Genomic DNA, 21,216 nt, shown 5'->3' on the forward strand with positions numbered 1-21,216 from the left:
TCATACCGCACCTCCGGTGGCCGGACCTCAAGGTGACTCTGCTATCCGGGACAGATCCACCACCAGCGGCAGGTGGTCGGAGGCGATGCGCGCGGGGCGGGTGATGTGGGCGTGCACCGGGCCGGCGTGCAGGCCGGCGGCCTGGGCCTGACTGCTGAGCGCGAAGCGGTCCAGCGCGCCGACGGGGCGCGGCGCGGGGTAGCCGGGCGGGCAGGGCAGCAGATCAAAATCGCGCAGCTCTGCCGCCAGCGCCAGGGGGGCGCCCCAATGGTTGAAATCGCCCGCGATCAGCGTCGGGCGGATCGGGTGACGCTCCAGCTGGCGCCGGATCTCCGACACTTGGCGCAGCCGGTCGCGGGTCAGCAGCGACAGGTGGACGCCGACCACGCGCAAAGGCCCCAGCACGGTGTCCAGATCAGCCAGGATCGCGCCGCGCGGTTCGATCCCCGGCAGGGTCAGCGTGTCCAGCCCTTCGACCGCGATCCCCGGCCGCAGCAGCATCGCATTGCCATGCCAGCCCAGCGACACGCCCGGCCCGGCGCCATCGGGGGTGGCAAAGGGCAGGGCGTGCCATCCCTCCGCCTGCAAAAGGTCTGGCGGCAGGGCGGCAGGACGGGGGGGCAACCGCTTGTCGGCTTCTTGCAGGACCGCGATCTGGGCGCCGGTATCCTCCAGCACTTCCAGCGCGCGATGGGGGTTGCGCCGCAGGTCCAGCCCGACACATTTCTGCAAGTTGTAGGTTGCGATCCGCAGGCGGGGTGCTTTCATGGAGAGAGACCTCGCATGCTTGGGAAAGGTTGTCATCTTGTTCAGTGAACAGACCCTCGTCGCCCGCCTGATCTGGGCCGCGTTGCTGATATCGGCGGCGGTTTCGCTGATCCTTGGCCGCTGGTCGCTGACCTTCGTGTCGCTTGCGACGCTGGGGCTGTCGGTGGCGCCGCTGTTCGTCGCGCGCTGGGTAGAGGTGCGTGTGCCGCCGTCCTTCATCGCGGCGATGGTGATCTTTGTCGGCGGCACGCTGTTTCTGGGCGAGGTATTCGATTTCTACGAACGGTTCTGGTGGTGGGACATCGCGATGCATGGTGGCTCTGCCGTGGGGTTCGGGCTGATCGGCTTTGTCCTGGTGTTCATGATGTTTCAGGGCGACCGTTACGCCGCGCCGCCCTGGGCGATCTCGCTGTTCGCGTTCTGCTTTGCCGTCGCCATCGGCGCCGCCTGGGAGGTCTTTGAATTCAGCATGGACCAGCTGCTGGGCACCAATATGCAGAAATCCGGGCTGCTGGACACGATGGGCGACCTGATCGTCGACATGATCGGCGCCAGCCTGGGCGCGCTGACGGGGTTCGCCTATCTCAAGGGGCAGCAGCTGAGCGGGATGACCGGGCTGATCGCCGAATTCGTCAAACGCAACCCGCGGTTCTTCCGTCGTCACGGGACGGGCCGGAAAGCAAAGCGGAAATAACGACTTGACCTCCTGCGCGCGGCGGCGTCCACATGGCGCCGAGGGAGGAGACATGCGCAAGGACAGGATTGACCTGGCCGGGGCGGCCGGGCTTGTGCTGGTTTCGGTCATATTGGGCACCAACCAGATCGCGATCAAGCTGACGGGCAGTGGCATCGCGCCAGTCTACCAGGTGGCGCTACGCTCGGTCGGGGCCGTGCTGGTGCTGGCCGTCTGGATGGCCTGGCGGCGGGTGCCGTTCCGGGTGAACCGGCGGACCCTGGGGCCGGGGCTGGTGCTGGGCGTGTTTTTCGCGGTGGAATTCGTGGCGTTGTTCCTGGCGCTCGACCTGACCAGCGTGTCGCGTGCCTCCATCATCTTCTACTCCATGCCGGTGCATCTGAGCCTGGCCGCGAATTTCCTTCTGCCCGGCGAAAGGCTGACCCGCCAGCGTGTGCTGGGTCTGGTGCTGGCGATGGCGGGAGTGGTCGTGGTCATGGCCGATCGCGGTGGCGGCGAGGCTTCGCTTCTGGGTGATGTGCTGGCGCTGGTGGGTGCGCTGGGCTGGGCCGGGATCGCGCTGCTGGTGCGGATCTCGCCATTACAGAAGGCCTACCCCGAAGAGCAGTTGATGTGGCAGATTCTGGTCTCCGCGCCGCTGCTGCTGATCGCGGCACCGCTGTTCGGGCCGATGCTGCGCGACATTGGCTGGATCCATCTGCCGTTGATGGCGTTCCAGGTGCTGTTGGTGTCGACCTTCGTATTCCTGTTGTGGTTTCACCTGCTGCGGGTCTACCCGGCGTCGAACGTTGCCAGCTTCTCCTTTCTTGCGCCGGTGGTCTCCGTCACACTTGCCTGGTTGGCGCTGGGCGAGCCGATGCACCTGAGTGTGTTGGCCGCGCTGGCGCTGGTGGCGGCGGGGATATTCCTGATCAACCGGGGATAGCGGGGCGGCGGAGGTTTCCGAACCGTCTGGCGGTTCTGGTCGGACGGGCGGATCAGACCCCTCGGGCGATTCCGCTCCGTCGGGTCATCCAGTCCCGACTGTAGTTTCAGGACGGACCGTAGGTTCTGATCGCACAGGCACGTCTGACACTTCGGTCAGGACAGACTGTCGGACCATGCGTGGCCGCAGCGTCGGTAGGGTGTTCCGTACGGCGGCGTATGTCTGGGGCCGACTTCGGGCTGTACGGGCCTCAAAAGCCTTGTGTGAAGTTTTCGTAAATGTTGTGGTTGTCGGGGTGAAACAGCGCCCGGTCCGATTGACGCTTTAAGGATTTATGAAATAGGAAAATAGTGCCGGGCCGATCGGGAAGACATGACCCGGCCCGATCTTTCGGGGCGGTGCCCCAGCATACCAACCTGCATACCGAACCTGCGCGCGCAGATATTGGAGACATCATGACCTACCTGACCCACGCCATTTCGGCGATCGCCCTGACCGCGGCCCTGGCCGTTCCCGCCAGCGCCGAATTCACGCTGAGCGACCGGTACACCGATGCCGATGGCGATCTGATCGCGGATATCCCCTCGGATGCGGCGGACCAGATCGACCCCTCCACGCTGATCTTCGCCTATACCCCGGTCGAGGATCCCGCCGTCTATGCCGAGGTCTGGTCCGAGTTCCTGGACCACATGGGCGAGAAGACCGGCAAGAAGGTGCAGTTCTTCCCCGTCCAGTCCAACGCCGCCCAGATCGAGGCGATGCGCGCCGGGCGTCTGCATGTCGCCGGGTTCAACACCGGCTCCAACCCGCTGGCCGTGGCCTGTGCCGGTCTGCGCCCCTTTGCCATGATGGCGGCCGAGGACGGCTCCTTCGGCTACGAGATGGAAATCATCACTTACCCCGGCTCCGGCATCGAGGCCGTGGAGGACATCAAGGGCAACCAGATGGCCTTTACCTCCGAGACGTCGAATTCAGGGTTCAAGGCCCCCTCCGCCATCCTCAAGGCGGATTTCGACATGGAAGCGGGCCGCGATTTCGAACCTGTCTTCTCGGGCAAGCATGACAATTCCATCCTCGGCGTCGCCAACAAGGACTACCCGGCCGCCGCCATCGCCAATTCGGTCAAGGGCCGGATGCTGGAGCGTGAGGTCGTCACCGAGGACCAGCTTTCGGTGATCTACACCTCGCAGACCTTCCCGACGACGGGCTACGGCGTGGCGCATAACCTGACCCCCGAGTTGCAGGACAAGATCAAGGACGCGTTCTTCTCCTTCGATTGGGAAGGCACCGCGCTGGCCGAGGAATTCGGCAAGAGCGGCGAAGCCCAGTTCATCGAGATCGGGTTCAAGGACGATTGGGCCGTGATCCGCAAGATCGACGAGGCCAACGGCGTCTCCTACGATTGCCAATAAGCCGGGCCCAGGCTCGGACAACAGGTCACAAGACCATGGACAGGCGGGAAAATCCCGCCTGTCGCTTATCCGGAGAGAACGTGCATGTTGAAGCTGATTGACCTGTCCAAGACATACAGGACAGGTGACGCGGCCCTGAGCGCCGTGTCGCTGGAGGTTCCCAAGGGCCAGGTCGTCGGCCTGATCGGACCGTCGGGCGCCGGAAAATCCACCCTGATCCGCTGTATCAACCGGCTGGTCGAACCCAGCAGCGGCGAAGTCCGCCTTGGCGATGTCGACCTGGTGAAGCTGGGCCGGGTGGAGTTGCGCCGGCAGCGGCGCAGGATCGGGATGATCTTCCAGGAATACGCCCTGGTCGAACGGCTGACGGTGATGGAGAACGTCCTGTCCGGCCGCCTGGGCTACGTGCCGTTCTGGCGCAGCTGGCTGCGCCGCTTTGAACCCGCCGACATCCGGCGCGCCTACGAATTGCTGGACCGTGTCGGGCTGATGCAGCACGCCGACAAGCGCGCCGATGCATTGTCGGGCGGTCAACGCCAGCGGGTGGGCATCGCCCGCGCCCTGGCGCAGGATCCGGACCTGCTGCTGGTGGACGAACCCACCGCCAGCCTGGATCCCAAGACCAGCCGCCAGATCATGCGCCTGCTGACGGAGATCTGCGCCGAACGCGGGCTGCCCGCGATCGTCAACATCCACGACGTGCCGTTGGCCCAGCAATTCATGCAGCGCATCGTTGGCCTGCAATCCGGGGTCGTGGTTTTCGATGGCAGCCCCGCAAAGCTGACGGAAGACGCCCTGACCCGCATCTACGGGGCGGAGGATTGGGACGCCATGCGCCGCGGGGACGAGGAACAGGCAGAGGCGGAGCGCGACGCCGCGCAGGCGCTGGCCGGGGTCGGCGCATGACCACCGCCACCCGTTATCCCACGACCTGGCGGCGCCCGCCGCAGATCATCCAGGACCGCCGCCTGCGGCTGGCCCTGCAACTGGGGGTGCTTGTCTACCTGGTGCTGGCCGGATCGACCATCGACGTCAACTGGACCCGCGTCGCCGAAGGGATGGAACGCGGCCAGCGGTTCGTTCTGGGCTTTCTTCAGCCCGATTTCACCAGCCGCTGGAAGGACATCAGCCAGGGCCTGGTCGAAAGTCTGACGATGACGCTGACCTCTACCGTGGTAGGGGTGCTGATCGCGATCCCGGTGGGCATCGGCGCCTCGCGCAACATGGTGCCGCGCCCGATCTACCTGACCTGCCGCGCCATCGTCGCTGTCAGCCGGTCTCTTCAGGAGGTCATCGTCGCGATTTTCCTGGTGGCGATGTTCGGCTTTGGCCCCTTTGCCGGGTTTCTGACCCTGACATTCGCCACCGTAGGCTTCATCGCCAAGCTGTTGGCCGACGATATCGAGGAGATCGACGAAACCCAGGCCGAGGCGATCCGCGCCACCGGCGCCTCCTGGGTGCAGCTGCTGAACTACGCGGTGCAGCCGCAGGTGATGCCGCGCCTGCTGGGCCTGTCGCTCTACCGGCTGGACATCAATTTCCGTGAAAGCGCGGTGATCGGCATTGTCGGCGCCGGCGGCATCGGCGCGACACTGAACACCGCCATCGACCGCTATGAATATGACAGTGCCGGGGCGATCCTGCTGATCGTCATCGCCATCGTCATGGTGGCGGAATACGGCTCCGGCTATCTACGGAAGTTCCTGCAATGACCGATCTGACCACCTATCCCACGGCCTGGAGCCACCGCAGCGCGCGTCTGCGCCTGATGATCTGGACCGGATGGCTGGCGCTGGTGGCGCTGTTCGTCTGGTGCTGGCAGATCATGACGGAAAACACCATCTGGGCCTTTGTCTCGGACGCGCCGCGTCAGGCCGCCGATATCGGCGGGCGCATGATGCCGCCCGAATGGGGCTACTTGCCGGAGCTGATGAAGCCGCTCTGGGACACGTTGAACATCGCCACGCTGGGCACTGTCGGCGGGGTGCTGATGGCGGTGCCCGTGGCGCTGCTGGCGGCGCGCAACACCACACCGTCGGTGACGTTCCTGCGGCCCGTGGCGCTGTTCATCATCGTGGCCTCGCGGTCGATCAACTCGCTGATCTGGGCGCTGCTGCTGGTGGCGATCATCGGACCGGGGCTGCTGGCCGGGATCGTGGCCATCGCGCTGCGGTCGATCGGGTTCGTCGGCAAGCTTCTGTACGAGGCGATCGAGGAGACGGACCCCCGCCAGATCGAGGCGGTGAGCGCCACAGGCGCCGGCCCGGCTCAGGTGCTGATCTATGGCGTGGTGCCGCAGATCATGCCGGCCTTCTGGGGGATTTCGGTCTTCCGCTGGGACATCAACATCCGTGAAAGCACCATCCTGGGGCTGGTCGGCGCCGGGGGGCTGGGGTTGAAGCTGAATGCCTCCCTTGCCATTCTGGCCTGGGACCAGGTGGCGGTGATCCTGCTGCTGATCCTGGGCACGGTAGTGGTCAGCGAATGGGTCGCGGCCAAGGTGCGCCACGGCATCATCTGATCCGCGCGCGGGCCCGGTGACGGGCCCGCAGGCACCTCGGGGCCTCCCTGATGTCTTCCGATGGCCTCCCTGTATTGTCCCCGGCGAGGCGAGGGGGCGCTTATCCGGCATGCGGTCTTGCCGGGCGGTCGTGCGGGAGCCACGCCATCCGCCGCCCCGATCGCCGGGCTGGCCGATCGCCCCCGCGGCACCCTGCTTGCCCTTCACGACCCATGTCCCGCGCCGCCGATGTCTTGCACTGCCTGCGACCTCTCCCTGTGGTTGTTCCCGCATTCGCCCGCTGGCATCCGACCCGGCCTCCGGCTTGAGGCGCGGCGCAAGGCCGAAGAGGACGATTGCCAGGGACCAACCGGCGGCGCCGTGACCCATCAGTGGGCCGGGACAAACCGCGCCCATCATGCGCTGACCGGGCCGCGCGCCCGCGACCACCGCACCGGTAGTCCCGGCACGACAAAAGCCCCCGTCCCGCCATGGCCAGGGGACGGGGGCTTGCGTCCGGGTCGATCAGAAGATGAACGCGTCCATGTCCAGATCGGAGATCCCGACGGCCTTCAGGATCAGAATGTCGCCCTCCATGCCGCCGGCCAGATCGCCCATGTCGATGATCGTGGCCCAGCCCTGATCGTCGGCGACCTGCATGACGCTGGCGTGGTCGGTGTTCAGCGCGGAGAAATCGATCAGGTCGGTGCCGGCCTCGAAGTCATGGACGAAATCCTTGCCGGAGCCTGCTGCGAAGACAAAGGTGTCTGCCGCGCCATCCGCCGACCAATTGCCACCCCAAAGCTGATCGTTGCCTGCGCCGCCTTCGATGATGTCCGCGCCGGTGCCGCCGACGATCTTGTCCACGCCTGCGCCGCCCGACAGCTGGTCATTGCCCGTGCCGCCGTCCAGGAAATCGTTGCCTTCGCCGCCAAGGATGGCGTCATCGCCGGCCTCGCCGCGCAGCTTGTCGTTGCCGGTGCCACCGTCGATCAGGTCGTTGCCGCTGCCGGCGGACACCAGGTCATTGCCCTGATCGCCGTACAGGCTGTCCGCGCCGGTGCCGCCGTTGATATCGTCGTCGCCCGCGTTGCCGTGGATCTCGTCATTGCCTTCGCCACCGCGCAGGGTGTCGTTGCCGCCCTCGACCTGGACCAGGGCGGGTTCGCGCAGCAGCACGGCGGCATCGGCGTCGATTTCGGCAAAGGGATCGGCCGAGCGGGGGTCGACGGCGCCGTCGTTGGACCCGGTGGCCGGGGCCTCGGACATGAATTCCGAATAGGCCTGACCGGTGGTCCAGTCGACGTTGACCTTGAAGATCGCGCCGCTGATGTCGGTGGCGCCGTTCAGGTCGTGGTCGCCCTTGTTCAGCCCGTAATAAAGGTTCCCCTCGCCGTCGAAGAAGACCGCGCCATAGGCACCGTTGGCCATGCCGCTTTCCATTTCCGCGCCATAGAGCGTGCCTGTGATCGCGACTTCGGTAAAGGTCGGCTGGCCGCCCTGGGCCACGGCGCTGACGTCGATCTTCACCACCTTGCCGGTACCGCCGTTGGAGCTGGGGGAGACCACCGCCAGGAACACGCCTTCGGCGGCGTTGTAGGCCAGGTCATAGGTGCGGTCCTGGAACATGGCGCTGTCGAAATGCAGGTGCTGGATGGCCGGGTTGCCGTCGGCGTCGCGATTGTCCACATCGACGATGCTGATGCGGTTCAACGCGGAATGGAAGGTCCAGAGGTTGCCGGCATCGTCGAAATCGCCGACGTAATCGCCGTAGAAGCCGTCGCCGATGCGGTAGGTCGCGCCGGTGGCGTCGATGGCCACGATATCGGTGGTGGACACGGCATTGCCCAGGCTGTCGGTGCCGCCCGATTTCGCCACGCCGTAGATCAGGTCATCCTGCACGTTGAAGCCGGTGGCGTTGATCTTGAAGCCCGGCGCCTGGCCCACCGCCTCGTAGGTGCTGGCGGCGGTGTCGAAGACATGCAGGTGGCCGTCGATCACCTGGTAGAGCTTGGCCTGGCCGGCGGCGAAGGCCGCGACTTCCGCCGTTTCGCCGCCCACGTCCAACGTACCGGCATAGGAGACGATCGGCCCGGAAAAATCGTAGGTGGCGTCAAAGCTTTCCTCCACCGTGCGGAAGCTGATTTCGCCAGCGTCACCGGTGCTTTGCACATCGACCTCGAAGGTCTGGTAGGCGCCGGAGAACGTTTGCACCGTCTCCACGACTTCGCCGTTCCAGATGACCTCGACAGTGGCAGAGGACTTGCCAGCGGACAGATTGGCCGCCAGGTCAAAGGAAATGGTGTAGGTTTCGCCCGCAACCGTTTGCGCGGATTGGGAAATCACTTCCTGGCCGAAATCATCGGTGACGGTCCAGCCGCCCTGTTGCGCCAGCCCGTCAAAGGTGGTCGCCGTGCCGCCGTCGGCCAGCAGGTTGTCGCCCTTCAGGTCGCCGTAGATCACGTCGTCGCCGGCGCCGCCGTTGACGATGTCGGCACCCTGACCGGCCTCGGCGTAGTCGTTGCCGGCCTCCAGGTTCAGGATGTCGTCGCCCGCGCCGCCGAAGGTCTGGTCGTTGCCGGAGCCCGCGTTCAGGATGTCGTCGCCGGCGCCTGCGAACAACTGGTCGTGACCGCCGTTGCCCAGCAGAACGTCGTTGCCCGCGCCGGTGATGATCAGGTCGTCGAAGGCGCGCATCGCGGCCACGTCGGAGGCCACGACCTTGGCCGCGTCATAAACCCAGCGGTCGCCGTCATAGCTCCATTCGTCGCCGACCATGTCGCCCGCGCCCAGGTCATTGCCCGCACCGGTGGAGATCGTGTCGTTGCCGATGTGGCCGTTTGCGAAATCGACGAGGTCCGAGGCCTCGACGATGACTTCGCCGTTTTCGTTGACATAGCCGTCCAGGATCAGGTCGTCGCCGGAGGTGCCGATGAATTCAAAGGTGCGGAAGATGCTGGTCATGATGAAATCCTAACTTTCTGTCGGGGGCCGGGGGGAGCGGTCTGCCATGGTGTCCGGCGCTGAATGCGTTTCTGGAAACGTTATTGCAGACCCGGAATTGCATTTCCCGCGCACATGCGGCGACTGGCCTAATCCAAAGGGATAGGTCGGGTCATATCGGGAGGGGCCACCCCACCTGAAACGGGTGGGGTGGCCCTCCTTGCGTCGGGATTTCGCCATGTTTTCGACATGTTGTGCCATTGGCGCGGCAGCGTCGGGCCGGTGCAGGCTGTCGGCGGGCACGGGGTGAATCGCGCGCCGCTGCGTGGATCGGGGCGCGCCGCCGCAGGCGGTCCCGCAACTGCGCGTCCTGCCGCCCGCAGGCTGGCCCGCCACGCAGAAGGTCATGCGGCAAAAAGACACCGTGCCACGCAAAAACGCCGCGCGGGCCGATGGGGCACGCGCGGCGCGATGGCGGCCACAGGGCCGCGAAGGGGGGGGCGCAAAGATGCGGGGGGGCCGCGGGGGGTGGCCCGCGCGGCGCCCGGTCCCCGCCGGGGCCGTCAGGCCGCTCGGGAGGTCAGGTAGACGGCCTTGGCATTGACGAATTCATGCATCCCGAACCCGCCGTGTTCGCGGCCATAGCCGGAATTCTTCACCCCGCCAAAGGGCATGTTGGGATCGGCGGCGCCAAAGGAGTTGATGCGCACCATGCCGGTGTCGAAATGGGTGCGGGCCAGCGCCAGGGCGCGTTCCTCGTCCCTGGAGAAGATGCCGCCGCCCAGCCCGTAGCGGCTGTCATTGGCGATGCGCATCGCATCCGCATCGTCGCGGGCCCGGATCACCGCGGCCACGGGGCCGAAGATCTCGTCGTCATAGGCGGGCATGCCCGGTTTCACATCGCCCAGCACCGTGGCCGGATAGAAGGCGCCGGACCCCTCGGGTACCTGGCCGCCGCACAGGATCGTGGCACCGGCCTTCACGCTCTGCTCCACCTGGTCACGTACCGTTTCGAACTGGTCCTGCGAGCTGAGCGGCCCCAGCTCTGTCCGGTCATCGGTGGGATCGCCCATGCGGATCCGGGCCATCTGCGCTGCAAAGGCATCGACGAAACGGTCATAAACCTTCTCGGTGACGATGAACCGCTTGGCGTTCACGCAGGTTTCCCCGTTGTTGTACAGCCGCCCGATGACGGAGGTTTTCACCGCCAGCTCGATATCTGCATCCTCCAGCACCAGGTAGGCATCGTTCGAACCCAGCTCCAGCACCGATTTCTTCAGCGCGGCGGCTGCCTGCTGGCCGATATGCTGTCCGGCCGTGTCCGACCCGGTCATGGTCACGCCGCGCACCTTGTCATGGGCGATGATCCTGTCCGATGTCTCGTGGTCGATCACCACGACCTGGAACAGTTCCTCCGGCAGGCCCGCCTCGATGCACAGCTCCCGCAGGCGCAGGCCGCTGCCGGTGCAGATGGAGGCATGTTTCAGCACACAGCCATTGCCCGCCATCAGCGCGGCTGCCAGAACGCGCACGGGTTGGTATAGCGGGAAATTCCACGGCTGCACCGAATAGATCACCCCGATCGGCTGATAGGTGACGACGCCGCGCCGGCCATCGCCATGCACACGGTCCTCGTCGCCCAGGATGCGGGGGCCATTGTCGGCGGTATAGTCGAAGATCTGGGCGCAGATCTCCACCTCCTGCTTGCCGCCCGAGATCAGCTTGCCGGTTTCACGGGTCATCAGCGCGGCCAGCTCGTCAGCGTTGTCGCGCAGCTTGGCGGCGATGCTGCGCAGCACAGGGGCGCGTTCCTCATGGGTGATCTCGCGCCAGGAGAGAAAGGCGCTGTGGCTTGCTTCGACCGCGGCAAAGGCCTCCTCGGCGCTCTGGACGTCATAGGATTGCAGCGTCTCGCCGGTGGCCGGGTTGCGGGTGGTGATCTGGGTCATTCCGTACTCCTTTTCTCTTGGGCAGGGAACGGTGGGACGCGGGGCGAAGTTCCACGGCGTGCGGGCACGAAAGCGTGACGGGGACGGGGTTTCCCTGGCGGCAGCGCGGGGGCCGGGGGCATGGACGAGGGCACGGCCCGGACGTGCCGCGTGGCGCGCTCTCGCTCCGCCCTTGGTGTGGGGCGGGGCGCTGCGTTGGCGCGCAGGACAGAGGGCGGCAGCACCCGCCCCCCCCAACCACCCCGGCGCGGAGGGGCCGGAGATCAGGCGGGGGCGAGGCTGCGGGCCGGCAGGCCGCCGCCCAGCGGATCGGCAAAGGCCCAGGGGTCGCGGAGGGTCAGGCCCAGGGTTTCCCCCGGGCGGGCACGCTGCGGGGACAGGGCGATCAGGGTTTCGCCTTCGGCCTCCAGAGACAGGCGGAACCGCCCGCCCAGGTAGGTGCAGCCGCTGACGCGGGCACGCAACGGGGCGCTGTCGGACAGGGTGATCGCCTCAGGGCGCAGGCTGACATGCGTGGGATCGGCGGTGCGGCTGCGGGCCGTCACCTCCTGGCCCAGCACCGACAGGTGGATGCGGCCCGGCCCGGCAGGCCCCAGACCCCGGGCGGAGACCACGGCACCGTCACCGACGAAACCGGCGACAAAGCAATCCGCCGGCTCCCCGTAGAGCGTCTCGGGCGCGGCGAACTGGCGGATGCGCCCGGCCTCCATGACCGCGACCCGATCGGCGAGGGCAAGGGCCTCCCCCTGATCATGGGTGACATAGACCATGGTCGCGCCGGTGCGGCGGTGGAACATGGAAAAGACCTCCTGCATCGTGCCGCGCAGGGCGAGATCGAGGTTGGCCAGCGGCTCGTCCAGCAACACGGCGCGTGGTTCGAACACCAGGCATCGCGCCAGGGCAACCCGCTGGCGTTGCCCGCCCGACAGCTGCGCCGGCATCCGGTCGGCCAGCGCGCCCAGCCCGGTCAGGGTCAGTGCCTCCTCCACGCGGCGGGCGCGTTCGGCGCGGGGCAGGCCACGCACCTCCAGCGGGTAGGCGACATTGCCGTGCACCGATTTGTGCGGCCACAATGCATAGGACTGAAAGACGATGCCGATGCCGCGATCCTCCGGCGCGACGAAGGTGCCCGGCCCGGCGACGATATCGCCGCCCAGCCGGATTTCGCCCCCGGTGGGGATCTCGAACCCGGCGGCCAGACGCAGCAACGTGGTCTTGCCGCAGCCCGAAGGGCCCAGCAGGGCGACGAATTCACCGGCGCCGATGCGCATGTCGATCCCGTCCAGCGCGGGGGCGCCGTCGAACCGCTTGGTCAGGTTGGAAAAGCTCAGCTCTGCCACGGGATGACTCCTTTGGGGAAGCGTCGCGCGCCGGCCTGCACCAGGCCCATCAGCGCCACGATCAACAGCACGATGGACATCGCCAGCGCCGAGGCCATGACCGTTTCGCCGCTGTCTTCGAGGTTGTAGATCACGACGCCCAGCGTTTCGGTCCCCGAAGACCACAGCAGCGCCGAGACGGTCAATTCATTTACCGCTGTCAGGAACACAAGGATCGCCCCGGCGGCGGCCGAGGGCGCCGCCAGCGGCAGGACGATGGTGCGCAGGCGACGGCCAAGTCGGGCGCCCGTGCTGGCGGCGGCCTCTTCCATCGCGGGGTCCAGCTGGGCGATGGCGGATTGGATCGGCCGGAGCATCACAACCAGAAACCGCGCCAGATAGGCCAGCAGGATGATCCACAGCGTGCCATAAAGCGTCAGGTCGGTGAACGGCAGGTTCATGAAGGCCAGGATGCAGGCGATCGACAGGACCACGCCGGGCAGCGCGTAGGGCAGGTCGACAAGGGTATCCAACAGGCGGCTGGCGCGGCTGGGGCGGCGCTGCATCAGCCAGGCAAGGGGGAGACAGAGAGCCATCAGGATTGCCGCCGCCGCAGTCGCCAGCAGCAGCGAATTGCCATAGGCGCGGCGGGTGACGGGCTGCACCAGCAGCGCCTCGCGCCAACTGTCCAATGTCGCGCTGGCCCAGGTCAACGGCACTCCATAGGCCGGGATCAGAGAGGTCGCCAACAACGCCAGCAACGGCAGCGCCAATATGGCCGCGATGAAGGACCATAGCGCGATTTCCACCGGCCCGCGCGCCCGGCCCAACGACAGGGCCAGCGGTACGCCTGACAGACCGGCCAGCCCATGGCCCTGCCGTTTCAGCACGGCGCGCGCCACCAGCACGCCCACGATGGCCACCGTGCCGATCAGCAGCGACAGTACCGCGACCTCCGGCAGGACAGAGGGGCCCATGCCGACCAGCCGCTGATAGATCAGCGTCGGCAACGTGGAATACCGCGCCGGAATGCCCAGCATCGCGGGGATGCCGAAATTGCCCAGGGCGGTGACAAAGGCCATCGCCCCACCGGCCAGCAATGCGGGCATCGACAGCGGCAACACGATCTGCGCCCAGACCCGAAGGGCACCGGCGCCGGACATGCGGGCGGCCTCCACCAGGTCGGCGGGGATCATGCGCAGCCCGGCCCGCAGGGTCAGAAACACGAGAGAGGCATGTTGAATGCCCAGCAGAAGGATGATCCCGCCGGGCGAGTAGAGCGGCTGCGGACTGCCCAGCGGCGGCGCCAACCCCAGCATCTTGAGCAGGACAGAGGAGGGGCCGGTGACCTGCATCCATGCCAGCGCGGTGATCTGCGGCGGGATCATCATCGGCACCATCAGGCAGAAAACCAGCGCCGCCTTGCCCCGGATATCGGTCAGCGCGACGAGAAACGCAAAAAGCCCGCCAATCGCGATCGACAGGATCGTGCCGCCACCGGCGGTAATCAGCGAATGGGCCAATGCGGTGCGGGTGCTGTCGCGGCCCAGCACCTCCGTCAGATGGGCGCCGGTCAGCCCGCTGCCAAGGCCGATCCCTTCCAGCAGCAGGCGCAGGACCGGGCCCAGGGCAATCAGCCCCACGGGCAGCAGAAGCAGTGGCAGCAGCCGGTCACGGGACCGGCTGCCACCCGTGTTCGTCGCGCCGGCGGTCATTTGACGCCGAAGACTTCCGCGAATTTCTCCTTGTTGGCGTCGGCATTGGCCAGTGCCGACGCCGGATCGAAGGCCATCAGAGTGATCTCCTCGCGGCTGGGGAAGCCCTCGGGGCTGGCGACGCCGTTGCGGGCGGGGATATAACCCATCTCGGTCACCAGCTGTTGGCCCTCTTCGCCCAGCAGGAAGTCAACGAATTTCTGCGCCGCCTCCATCTGGTCTGTGCCGGCCATGATCGCGACCGGTTCGGTCACGTAGGAGACGCCCTCTGCCGGGAAGACGAATTCGACGGGGGAGCCGTCGGCCTTGGCGCGCAGGGCCAGGAAATCGACCAGAACACCATAGGGTTTCTCGCCCGCCGCGACGGCCTTGAACGTGCCGCCATTGCCGCCCTCGGCACGAGCCTCGTTGGCGGCCAGCGCCTCGTACCAGGGCCAACCCAATCCGTCGGTTTCGGTCAGCGTCGCCAGGTGGATCAGTGCCGCGCCGGAATAGAGCGGCGAGGGCATTGCAACCAGCCCGGCCATCTCGGGCTTGGCCAGATCGGCCCAGGAGGTGGGGGCCATCTCGGCGCCGGTATTGTAGACGATGCCGGTCGTGATCAGCTTGGTCGAGTGGTAGAACCCTTCGGCGCTGTAGAGCGCGGGGTCATAGGCCTGGGCCTCGGAGGATTGGTAGGCGGCCAGTTCGCCGGCCTGTGCCAGACCTTCCAGCGTCACGGTGTCGGCGATCAGCAGCACGTCGGCCTGGGCGGAACCGGCGGCCATTTCGGCGGTCAGCCGGGCCATCAGCTTGGTCGTGCCATCGCGCACCCAATCGACCTCGATGTCGGGATGGGCGGCCATGAAGGCATCGACGGTTTTTTGCGCATCGGCATTGGGCTGCGAGGTGTAGAGGGTCAACGTCTCGGCGGCGGCAAGGCCGGGCAGGGCGAGGGTCAGGGCAGCGGCGAGAAGGGAACGGGTCATGGCGTCTCCGATCGGGTTGGGTTGCAGGGGCAGGCCGCGCGGTGGCGACAGGCACGGGGCCTGCCCTATCGGGTCTGCGTGACAGTTTGGTGATTGTCTGGATCCTCAAGCCAGGCTGGCGCCCGGCCGATACGATCCAGCAGGAAATCCATGAATACCCGGACCTTGGCCGACAGCACGTTGGCCTTGGGATAGACCAGCCACAGCACAGACCGATCCGCCAGCGTCCAGCCCGGCAATACCCGCACCAGCCGCCCCTCCGCCAGCTCGCGATGTACGGACCACAGCGAGTTGATGGAGATCCCGGCCCCGGCCAATGTGGTGATCTTCTGGCTCATCCCGTCGTCCAGAATCATCCGCCCGCGCGGTCCGCGCGGATCGAAGAGCGCGCGCGCGCCCTCAGGGCCTGCCAGCGCGCGCGGCGCCTGATCGCGGAAGGCCAGCAGGGCATGGCGGTCCAGCTCCGCCGGGGTCCGGGGGGTACCGTGCCGGGCCAGGTAATCGGGCGCAGCGCACAGGATGCGGCTGTCCTCGGCCAGCTTGCGGCACTTGAGGTTGGTATCTTCCAGCATGGAATTGCGCAGCGCCAGGTCAAAACTGCCCTCGATCAGGTCATAGCGCACGTCGGACAGCCGCAGGTCCAGCGTCACCTCGGGGTGGCTGGCCAGGAAATCCGGCAGGATCGGCGCGATGTATTGCTGGGCAAAGGTGCTGGGCGCGGTAAAGCGCAGGGTGCCGGTGGCGGCCAGCCGGCCCTGGCCCAGGGCGGCCAGCGCCGCGTCCTCCTGGGCCAGCATTTCGCGGGCAAAGGGCAGGAATTCGGCCCCCTCCAGCGACAGCGCCACCTTGCGGGTGGAGCGGTGCAGCAGGTCTGCGCCCAGGGCGTGTTCCAGCTTGGCCAGCCGGGCGCTGGCGGCGGCGGGCGCCATGCCAAGCGCGCGGCCCGCGGCGCTGATGTTCAGCTTTTCCGCCGCAAGGACAAAGAGGCGCAGGTTGTCGGTATCCATGGTCCGTCCCGAGGGGGAAATGACCCCTTGGATCGACGATTTCCGCTCGGGGATCAAGCGGCGCGTGCCGGGGTCGGTGGAAAAGACGGGGGCCAGAAGGCACAGGCATGGGTGCAGGCGACGCGGGCTCGGTGCGCGGGGCGGGCGGCGCAAACACGCGCGACGATGGGCGGGTCGGCAAAGGTTTTGCCCTGTCGCGGGAAGCCCCTGGGCAAGAAAAACCGGGCCGCAGGGATGTCCTGCGGCCCGGTCGGTTCGGGCGGGCCCGGTCGGCGCGGGCCTTGCCCTATGGCTGCGGCGCGGGCGCTTGGCGGGATCACCCCGCCGGGGCCGCCTTGGCCTGTTGGGCGCGCCGTTCCTCGCGGGCGAAGAACAGGTAGTAGAACACCGGCGCGGCCACCAGCGTGAGGATGGAGGCAAAGGCCAGCCCCCCCATGATGGTGATCGCCATCGACAGGAAGAACGCATCGCTCAGCAGTGGCGCCATCCCGAGGATCGTGGTCACCGCCGCCAGCATCACCGGACGCAGACGGGAGGTCGAGGCCTGGATGATGGCGCGGCGCAGGGGCACGCCTTCGGCGCGGACCAGGTCGATTTCCTCGACCAGGACGATGCCGTTCTTGATCAGCATCCCCGACAGCGACAGCAGTCCCAGCAACGCGGTAAAGGTGAAGGGCGTATCGGTGCCCAGCAGGCCGACCACCACGCCATTGACCGACATCGGGACCAGCAGCCAGATGATCAGCGGCTGGCGCAGCGCGTTGAACAGCAGGACCGAGATCAGCACCATGATCAGCACCGAGATCGGGATCTGCGCGCCCAGGGCCTCCTGCGCCATGCGGGAGCTTTCGTATTCGCCGCCCCATTCCATGTCGTAGCCCACGGGCAGCTCCACCGCCTCAACCGCGGCCTGGATCTCTGCCTGGACCTGCGCCGCGGTCATGTCGGCGGGGATATCGGCCTCCAGCGTGAGGGTCGGTACCCGGTTGCGGCGATGCACCAGCGTGTTCTGAGGTTCGAACTCCAGCCCGTCCAGAAGCTGTTCCAGCGGCATGGCAGCCCCGGTGATGGAGGAAAACACCACCTGGTCCAGCAGCCCCAGGTTACTGTCCGGCGGCATCCTGGTGATGATCGGGATCTGGCGATCGCCTTCCCGGTAGACGCCGCTGGTGATGCCGTCGGTGGCCAGGCGCAGGGTCTGGGCGACCTCCTCCCGGCTGATGCCCGCGGTCTGGGCGCGTTCGGTGGCATAAAGCGGCTTGAGCACCAGCTCCTGCTCGCGCCAGTCGGTGCGCATGTCGCGCAGGTTGTCCGAGGCGCCTTCCATCACGTCGCGCATCTGCACCGACAGCTGGCGCAGCACGGTGGGATCCTGGCCCGACAGGCGCAGCTGGATCGGCGCGCCGCCGCCCGGACCGAAAACCAGCCGCTTGGTGCGGAACTCGGCCTCCGGGAACTGGCTGCGGCCGAATTCCTCCAGCGCGTTGCGCAGCGGCGGGATCTGGTCCAGCCGCTCGGTCTGGATGATCAGGTGCCCGTAGGAGGGGTTCGCCTTCTCAGCCTCGTAGGTCAGCATGAAACGCGACGCGCCTTCGCCGACGAATGCGGCGACGGATTGCACCTCCTCGCGCTTGGCCAGCCAATCCTCCATCTTGCGCAGATCGTCCGACGTGGTGTGGATGTCGGTGCCCTGCGGAAGCTTGTAGTGGACGAAGAACATCGGCGTGTTGCTGTCGGGGAAGAACGATTGCTTCATCAGGCCGAAACCCGCGAAACAGACCACCGTGATCCCCACCAGCGCGACCACCACCAGCCAGCGCAGGCGCAGCGACCAGTCCAGCACACGACCATAGACCCGGAACATCCAGCCACCATAGGCGTCGCCGTCATCGGCGCTGCCCTGGCGGAAGAAGTAATGCCCCAGCAGCGGCGTGACGGTGAGCGCCAGCACCCAGGACAGCAGCAGAGAGATCCCGATCACCGCGAACAGCGAGAACAGGAATTCCCCGGTCGCATCCGGCGACAGGCCGATCCCGGCAAAGGCCATGATGCCGATCACCGTGGCCCCCAGCAGCGGGATCTGCGCCTTGCCGGCGGCGTCATCAGCCGCCGACAGGCTGTCCTTGCCGCGCCGCATGGAGATCTGCATCCCCTCGGCCACGACGATGGCATTGTCCACCAGCATCCCCATGGCGATGATCAGCGCGCCAAGGGAGATCCGCTCCATCTCGATGGAAAAGAGCGCCATGAAGAACAGCGTGCCGACCACGGTCAGCAGCAAGGTCGCCCCCACCACGACCGAGGCCCGCCAGCCCATGAACAGGGCCAGCACGACCACGACAATGGCGACGGACATGGCCAGGTTCACCAGGAAGGCGCTGGAGGCCTCGTCGACCACCTCGTGCTGCTGGTAGATCGGGTGCAGTGTGACGCCCTCGGGGATGTTGTTGTCGATCTCGCCCAGCCGCGCCTCCGCGCGGTGCCCGACATCGACGATGTTTTCCGTCGACAGCCCGGCCACTCCGATGGAGAACGCATCCTGCCCGTTGAACCGCATCAGCAGGCCGGGATCCGCGATACGGTCCCGATGCACACGGGCCATGTCGAAGAGGTTGATCACTTCCCCCGAGGACCCGATGGACAGGGAGGCGATGGCCTCCACGCTGTCGGACCCTTCGGGGGCCTGGATAATGGTTTCGCGCCCGTCACGGGTGATGGAACCGGCATCGACCACGGAATTGGCATTGGCCAGCGCGCTTGAAATCGTTTGCGGCGGCATGTTCTGGTTGATCGCCTGGGCCATGTCCGGTTCGACAAAGATCGCCTCTTCCGGCAGGCCCTTGACCTCGACATCGGCGACGCCGTCCACGGTCAGCAACTCGCGCCGCAGGTAGGTGGCCAGCCGGTGTTTCTCCGCATCCGAGAACCCGTCAGCGGTGACGGCGTAATAGATGCCGAAAACATCGCCGAAACTGTCGTTCACATAGGGTTCGGACACCCCGTCGGGCAGGGCGCGCGCGGCGTCGGAGACGCGGTTGCGCAGCTTGGTCCAGATCGGCGGCAATTCGTCGCCGCCGAAGGTGGAATAGACCTCTACCGTGATCAGCGACGACCCCGGCTGGTTGACAGAGGTGATCTTGTCGACCTCGCCCATCTTCTGGATGGCCGATTCCAGTGGTTCGGACACCTCGGTCGCGACCTGTTCGGCGCTGGCGCCGGGATATTGCGTGGAAATCACCACCTGCTTGATGGTGAAGGACGGATCTTCAAGACGGCCCAGGGTGGCAAAGCCCCAGATCCCGCCCAGCAGGCAGCTCAGAATGATCAGCCATGTGATCAACGGCTTGCCGATGGAAAAACGTGCGATGTTCATGGAAGGGGCCTCAGTTTCCGAAACCGGCAAAGCGGCGGACGGCCTGGCCGTCTTCCAGTGCGGCGCCGCCGGCGGCGACGATCTCGGTGCCGCGGGTCAGGCCCTCGGTCACCAGCAGGCTGCCATCGGGGGCGGGCGCGACCTTGACGCTGCGCTTGGTCAGGGTGCCTTCCTCGCCGTCGCCGGGGGTGAATTCCATCACCGCCGTGGTGCCGTCGGGTTCGATGAAGACGGCGGGTTTGGGCACGCGGATGGCGTTTTCATGCGGCGCGTCCAGCGCCACGGTGACGGTGGCAGAGGCGCCGGGCAGGATCTCCACATCTTCCGGCGGGTCCATGGCCAGGGTCACGCGGAACGATTGCCCGACGCGCGTCGTTTCGGCGTTGAATTCGCGCATCTCCAGGGGAAAGACCTCGTTGAAGAAGGGGAACCGCGCCTCGATGTTCAGGTCGGCCTTTTCCTGGGTGCTGCTGCGCAGAAGCAGAACCTCGGGGATGTCGACCTCGATCCGGATTTCAGACATGTCATGCAGCCGCACCACCGGGGTGCCGGCGCTGATTGTGGTAAAGTTCGCCACCTCCCGCGCGGCGACCAGCGCGTCGAACGGGGCCGACAGGGTGGCGTGTTTCAGGGCATATTCAGCGTTGCGCACCGCGACTTCGGCCAGTTGCAACTGGGTCGTGGCGTCATCGACGCTGACCTGGCTGGTGGTCCGCCCCTCCAGCCGTTTGAGCCGGTCCAGCGTCCGCTGCGCCTGGTCGCGTTGCAGCGTCGCCTGATCCAGCGAAAGCTGGAAGGTCTCAAGATCCAGCTGGGCGACCAGGTCGCCCTCCGACAGGGTGGCGCCCTCGATCACCGGAAAGCGCACCAGCTGGCCGCCGACCTGAAAGGCCAGGTCAACGGTCTGGCGGGCCACCACCTGGCCGAAGAACTGCCGCGACACCTTGTCGGCGCTGCTGTCGGCTACCAACGTCTTGACCGGTTTCAGCGGCGTCTGGGTCCAGCCGGGCAAGGGGCTGGCCATCAGCGGCACCAGAGCGGTCACGGCGGCCAGCGCCAGTTTTCTGTTCATTCGCATTTCTTTGCTCCTTCGGGCAGGCCGCTGGCCTTGATATTGCGGGCGACCTTGCGCATCAGCGCCGCGATTGTTTCCGTTTCCTTGGCCGACAGCCCGGCGACCTCTTGAAAGATCCGGCAGGCCGAGGTCATCAGCGCGCAACGTACCTCGTGGCCTTCCCGGGTCAGGTCCAGGCGCCAGGCCCGGCGGTCGTCGGGATCACGGACGCGTGCGACCAGCCCCTTGCTCTGCAGGGTGTCGGCCAGCGCGGTGACCGCCGAGGGCAGCATCTGCATGTCCGTCGCCAGCTGCCCCATGCGGTGCTGTGTGCCCAGGAAAAACAGCATCATGCGCTCGTTCTTGGTCAGGGGGGGCTGCACCTCGATGGCTTCGACCCGTTCTTCCGTCTTCCAGAACGTCAGGAAGATGCCCATCAGGGCATACAGCTCGGCAGGGAGGCCATCGGGCAGGTCAGCCACGAAGTTGGTGGGGGCAGTCGCCATGTCGGTTTCCGGTCTCCGGATCGGGGGGGAAATGGCGATATACTTCGGAAACTGAAATATTCAATGCATGAAACTGATTATTC

The 21,216-nt window shown here is 66.6% G+C and carries 16 protein-coding genes; 6 read left to right on the forward strand and 10 right to left on the reverse strand.

What is annotated here, in order from left to right:
• Positions 1-27 precede the first annotated feature (27 nt).
• Entirely contained in the window at positions 28-768 is a 741-nt protein-coding gene (locus G5A46_RS12815; protein ID WP_163849761.1) for an endonuclease/exonuclease/phosphatase family protein, read from the reverse strand.
• A 37-nt stretch (positions 769-805) separates the two neighbouring features.
• On the opposite strand from G5A46_RS12815, the gene G5A46_RS12820 reads away from it, so the two are divergent.
• From G5A46_RS12820 to phnE (G5A46_RS12845), 6 genes are all read left to right on the forward strand, one after another.
• The gene (locus G5A46_RS12820; protein WP_163849762.1) at positions 806-1,462 is read left to right on the forward strand and encodes a DUF2238 domain-containing protein; all 657 of its coding nucleotides are present in this window, start codon (positions 806-808) and stop codon (positions 1,460-1,462) included.
• A 52-nt stretch (positions 1,463-1,514) separates the two neighbouring features.
• Entirely contained in the window at positions 1,515-2,387 is an 873-nt protein-coding gene (locus G5A46_RS12825) for a DMT family transporter (protein WP_163849763.1), read from the forward strand.
• Positions 2,388-2,842: 455 nt separating this feature from the next.
• Positions 2,843-3,799: a phosphate/phosphite/phosphonate ABC transporter substrate-binding protein gene (gene phnD, locus G5A46_RS12830; protein ID WP_163849764.1), complete on the forward strand. Its 957-nt coding sequence runs from the start codon at positions 2,843-2,845 to the stop codon at positions 3,797-3,799.
• Positions 3,800-3,883: 84 nt separating this feature from the next.
• Positions 3,884-4,705, forward strand: coding sequence for a phosphonate ABC transporter ATP-binding protein (gene phnC / locus G5A46_RS12835; RefSeq protein ID WP_163849765.1), 822 nt, complete (start codon positions 3,884-3,886; stop codon positions 4,703-4,705).
• Positions 4,702-5,511: a phosphonate ABC transporter, permease protein PhnE gene (gene phnE / locus G5A46_RS12840; protein WP_163849766.1), complete on the forward strand. Its 810-nt coding sequence runs from the start codon at positions 4,702-4,704 to the stop codon at positions 5,509-5,511. Before phnC ends, phnE (G5A46_RS12840) begins: the two co-directional genes overlap by 4 nt.
• On the forward strand, positions 5,508-6,320 hold the full coding sequence (gene phnE / locus G5A46_RS12845; protein WP_163849767.1) for a phosphonate ABC transporter, permease protein PhnE: 813 nt from the start codon (positions 5,508-5,510) through the stop codon (positions 6,318-6,320). Before phnE (G5A46_RS12840) ends, phnE (G5A46_RS12845) begins: the two co-directional genes overlap by 4 nt.
• A 504-nt stretch (positions 6,321-6,824) precedes the next feature.
• On the opposite strand, the gene G5A46_RS12850 is transcribed toward phnE (G5A46_RS12845), so the two are convergent.
• The 9 genes from G5A46_RS12850 to G5A46_RS12895 form a co-directional block, all read right to left on the reverse strand.
• Complete coding sequence (locus G5A46_RS12850; protein WP_239520799.1) at positions 6,825-9,263, reverse strand: calcium-binding protein; 2,439 nt, start codon at positions 9,261-9,263, stop codon at positions 6,825-6,827.
• 542 nt (positions 9,264-9,805) lie between these two features.
• Positions 9,806-11,191 carry an NAD-dependent succinate-semialdehyde dehydrogenase gene (locus G5A46_RS12860; RefSeq protein ID WP_163849768.1) on the reverse strand — a complete coding sequence of 462 codons (1,386 nt, stop codon included), beginning with the start codon at positions 11,189-11,191 and terminating at the stop codon, positions 9,806-9,808.
• A 263-nt stretch (positions 11,192-11,454) separates the two neighbouring features.
• Positions 11,455-12,531, reverse strand: coding sequence for an ABC transporter ATP-binding protein (locus tag G5A46_RS12865; RefSeq protein ID WP_163849769.1), 1,077 nt, complete (start codon positions 12,529-12,531; stop codon positions 11,455-11,457).
• Positions 12,519-14,225: an ABC transporter permease gene (locus G5A46_RS12870; protein WP_163849770.1), complete on the reverse strand. Its 1,707-nt coding sequence runs from the start codon at positions 14,223-14,225 to the stop codon at positions 12,519-12,521. Before G5A46_RS12870 ends, G5A46_RS12865 begins: the two co-directional genes overlap by 13 nt.
• The gene (locus G5A46_RS12875; protein WP_163849771.1) at positions 14,222-15,193 is read right to left on the reverse strand and encodes an ABC transporter substrate-binding protein; all 972 of its coding nucleotides are present in this window, start codon (positions 15,191-15,193) and stop codon (positions 14,222-14,224) included. The genes G5A46_RS12870 and G5A46_RS12875 overlap by 4 nt, the downstream gene beginning before the upstream one ends.
• Before the next feature lie 65 nt (positions 15,194-15,258).
• Complete coding sequence (locus G5A46_RS12880) at positions 15,259-16,200, reverse strand: LysR family transcriptional regulator (RefSeq protein WP_163849772.1); 942 nt, start codon at positions 16,198-16,200, stop codon at positions 15,259-15,261.
• Between the two features lie 316 nt (positions 16,201-16,516).
• A complete protein-coding gene (locus tag G5A46_RS12885; protein WP_163849773.1) occupies positions 16,517-19,573 on the reverse strand; it encodes an efflux RND transporter permease subunit in 3,057 nt (1,018 codons plus the stop codon).
• Positions 19,574-19,583: 10 nt separating this feature from the next.
• Positions 19,584-20,645, reverse strand: coding sequence for an efflux RND transporter periplasmic adaptor subunit (locus G5A46_RS12890; protein ID WP_239520801.1), 1,062 nt, complete (start codon positions 20,643-20,645; stop codon positions 19,584-19,586).
• Complete coding sequence (locus G5A46_RS12895) at positions 20,642-21,133, reverse strand: MarR family winged helix-turn-helix transcriptional regulator (protein WP_163849775.1); 492 nt, start codon at positions 21,131-21,133, stop codon at positions 20,642-20,644. Before G5A46_RS12895 ends, G5A46_RS12890 begins: the two co-directional genes overlap by 4 nt.
• Positions 21,134-21,216 lie beyond the last annotated feature (83 nt).

Source organism: Pseudooceanicola aestuarii, assembly GCF_010614805.1.
Classification (GTDB): domain Bacteria; phylum Pseudomonadota; class Alphaproteobacteria; order Rhodobacterales; family Rhodobacteraceae; genus Pseudooceanicola; species Pseudooceanicola aestuarii.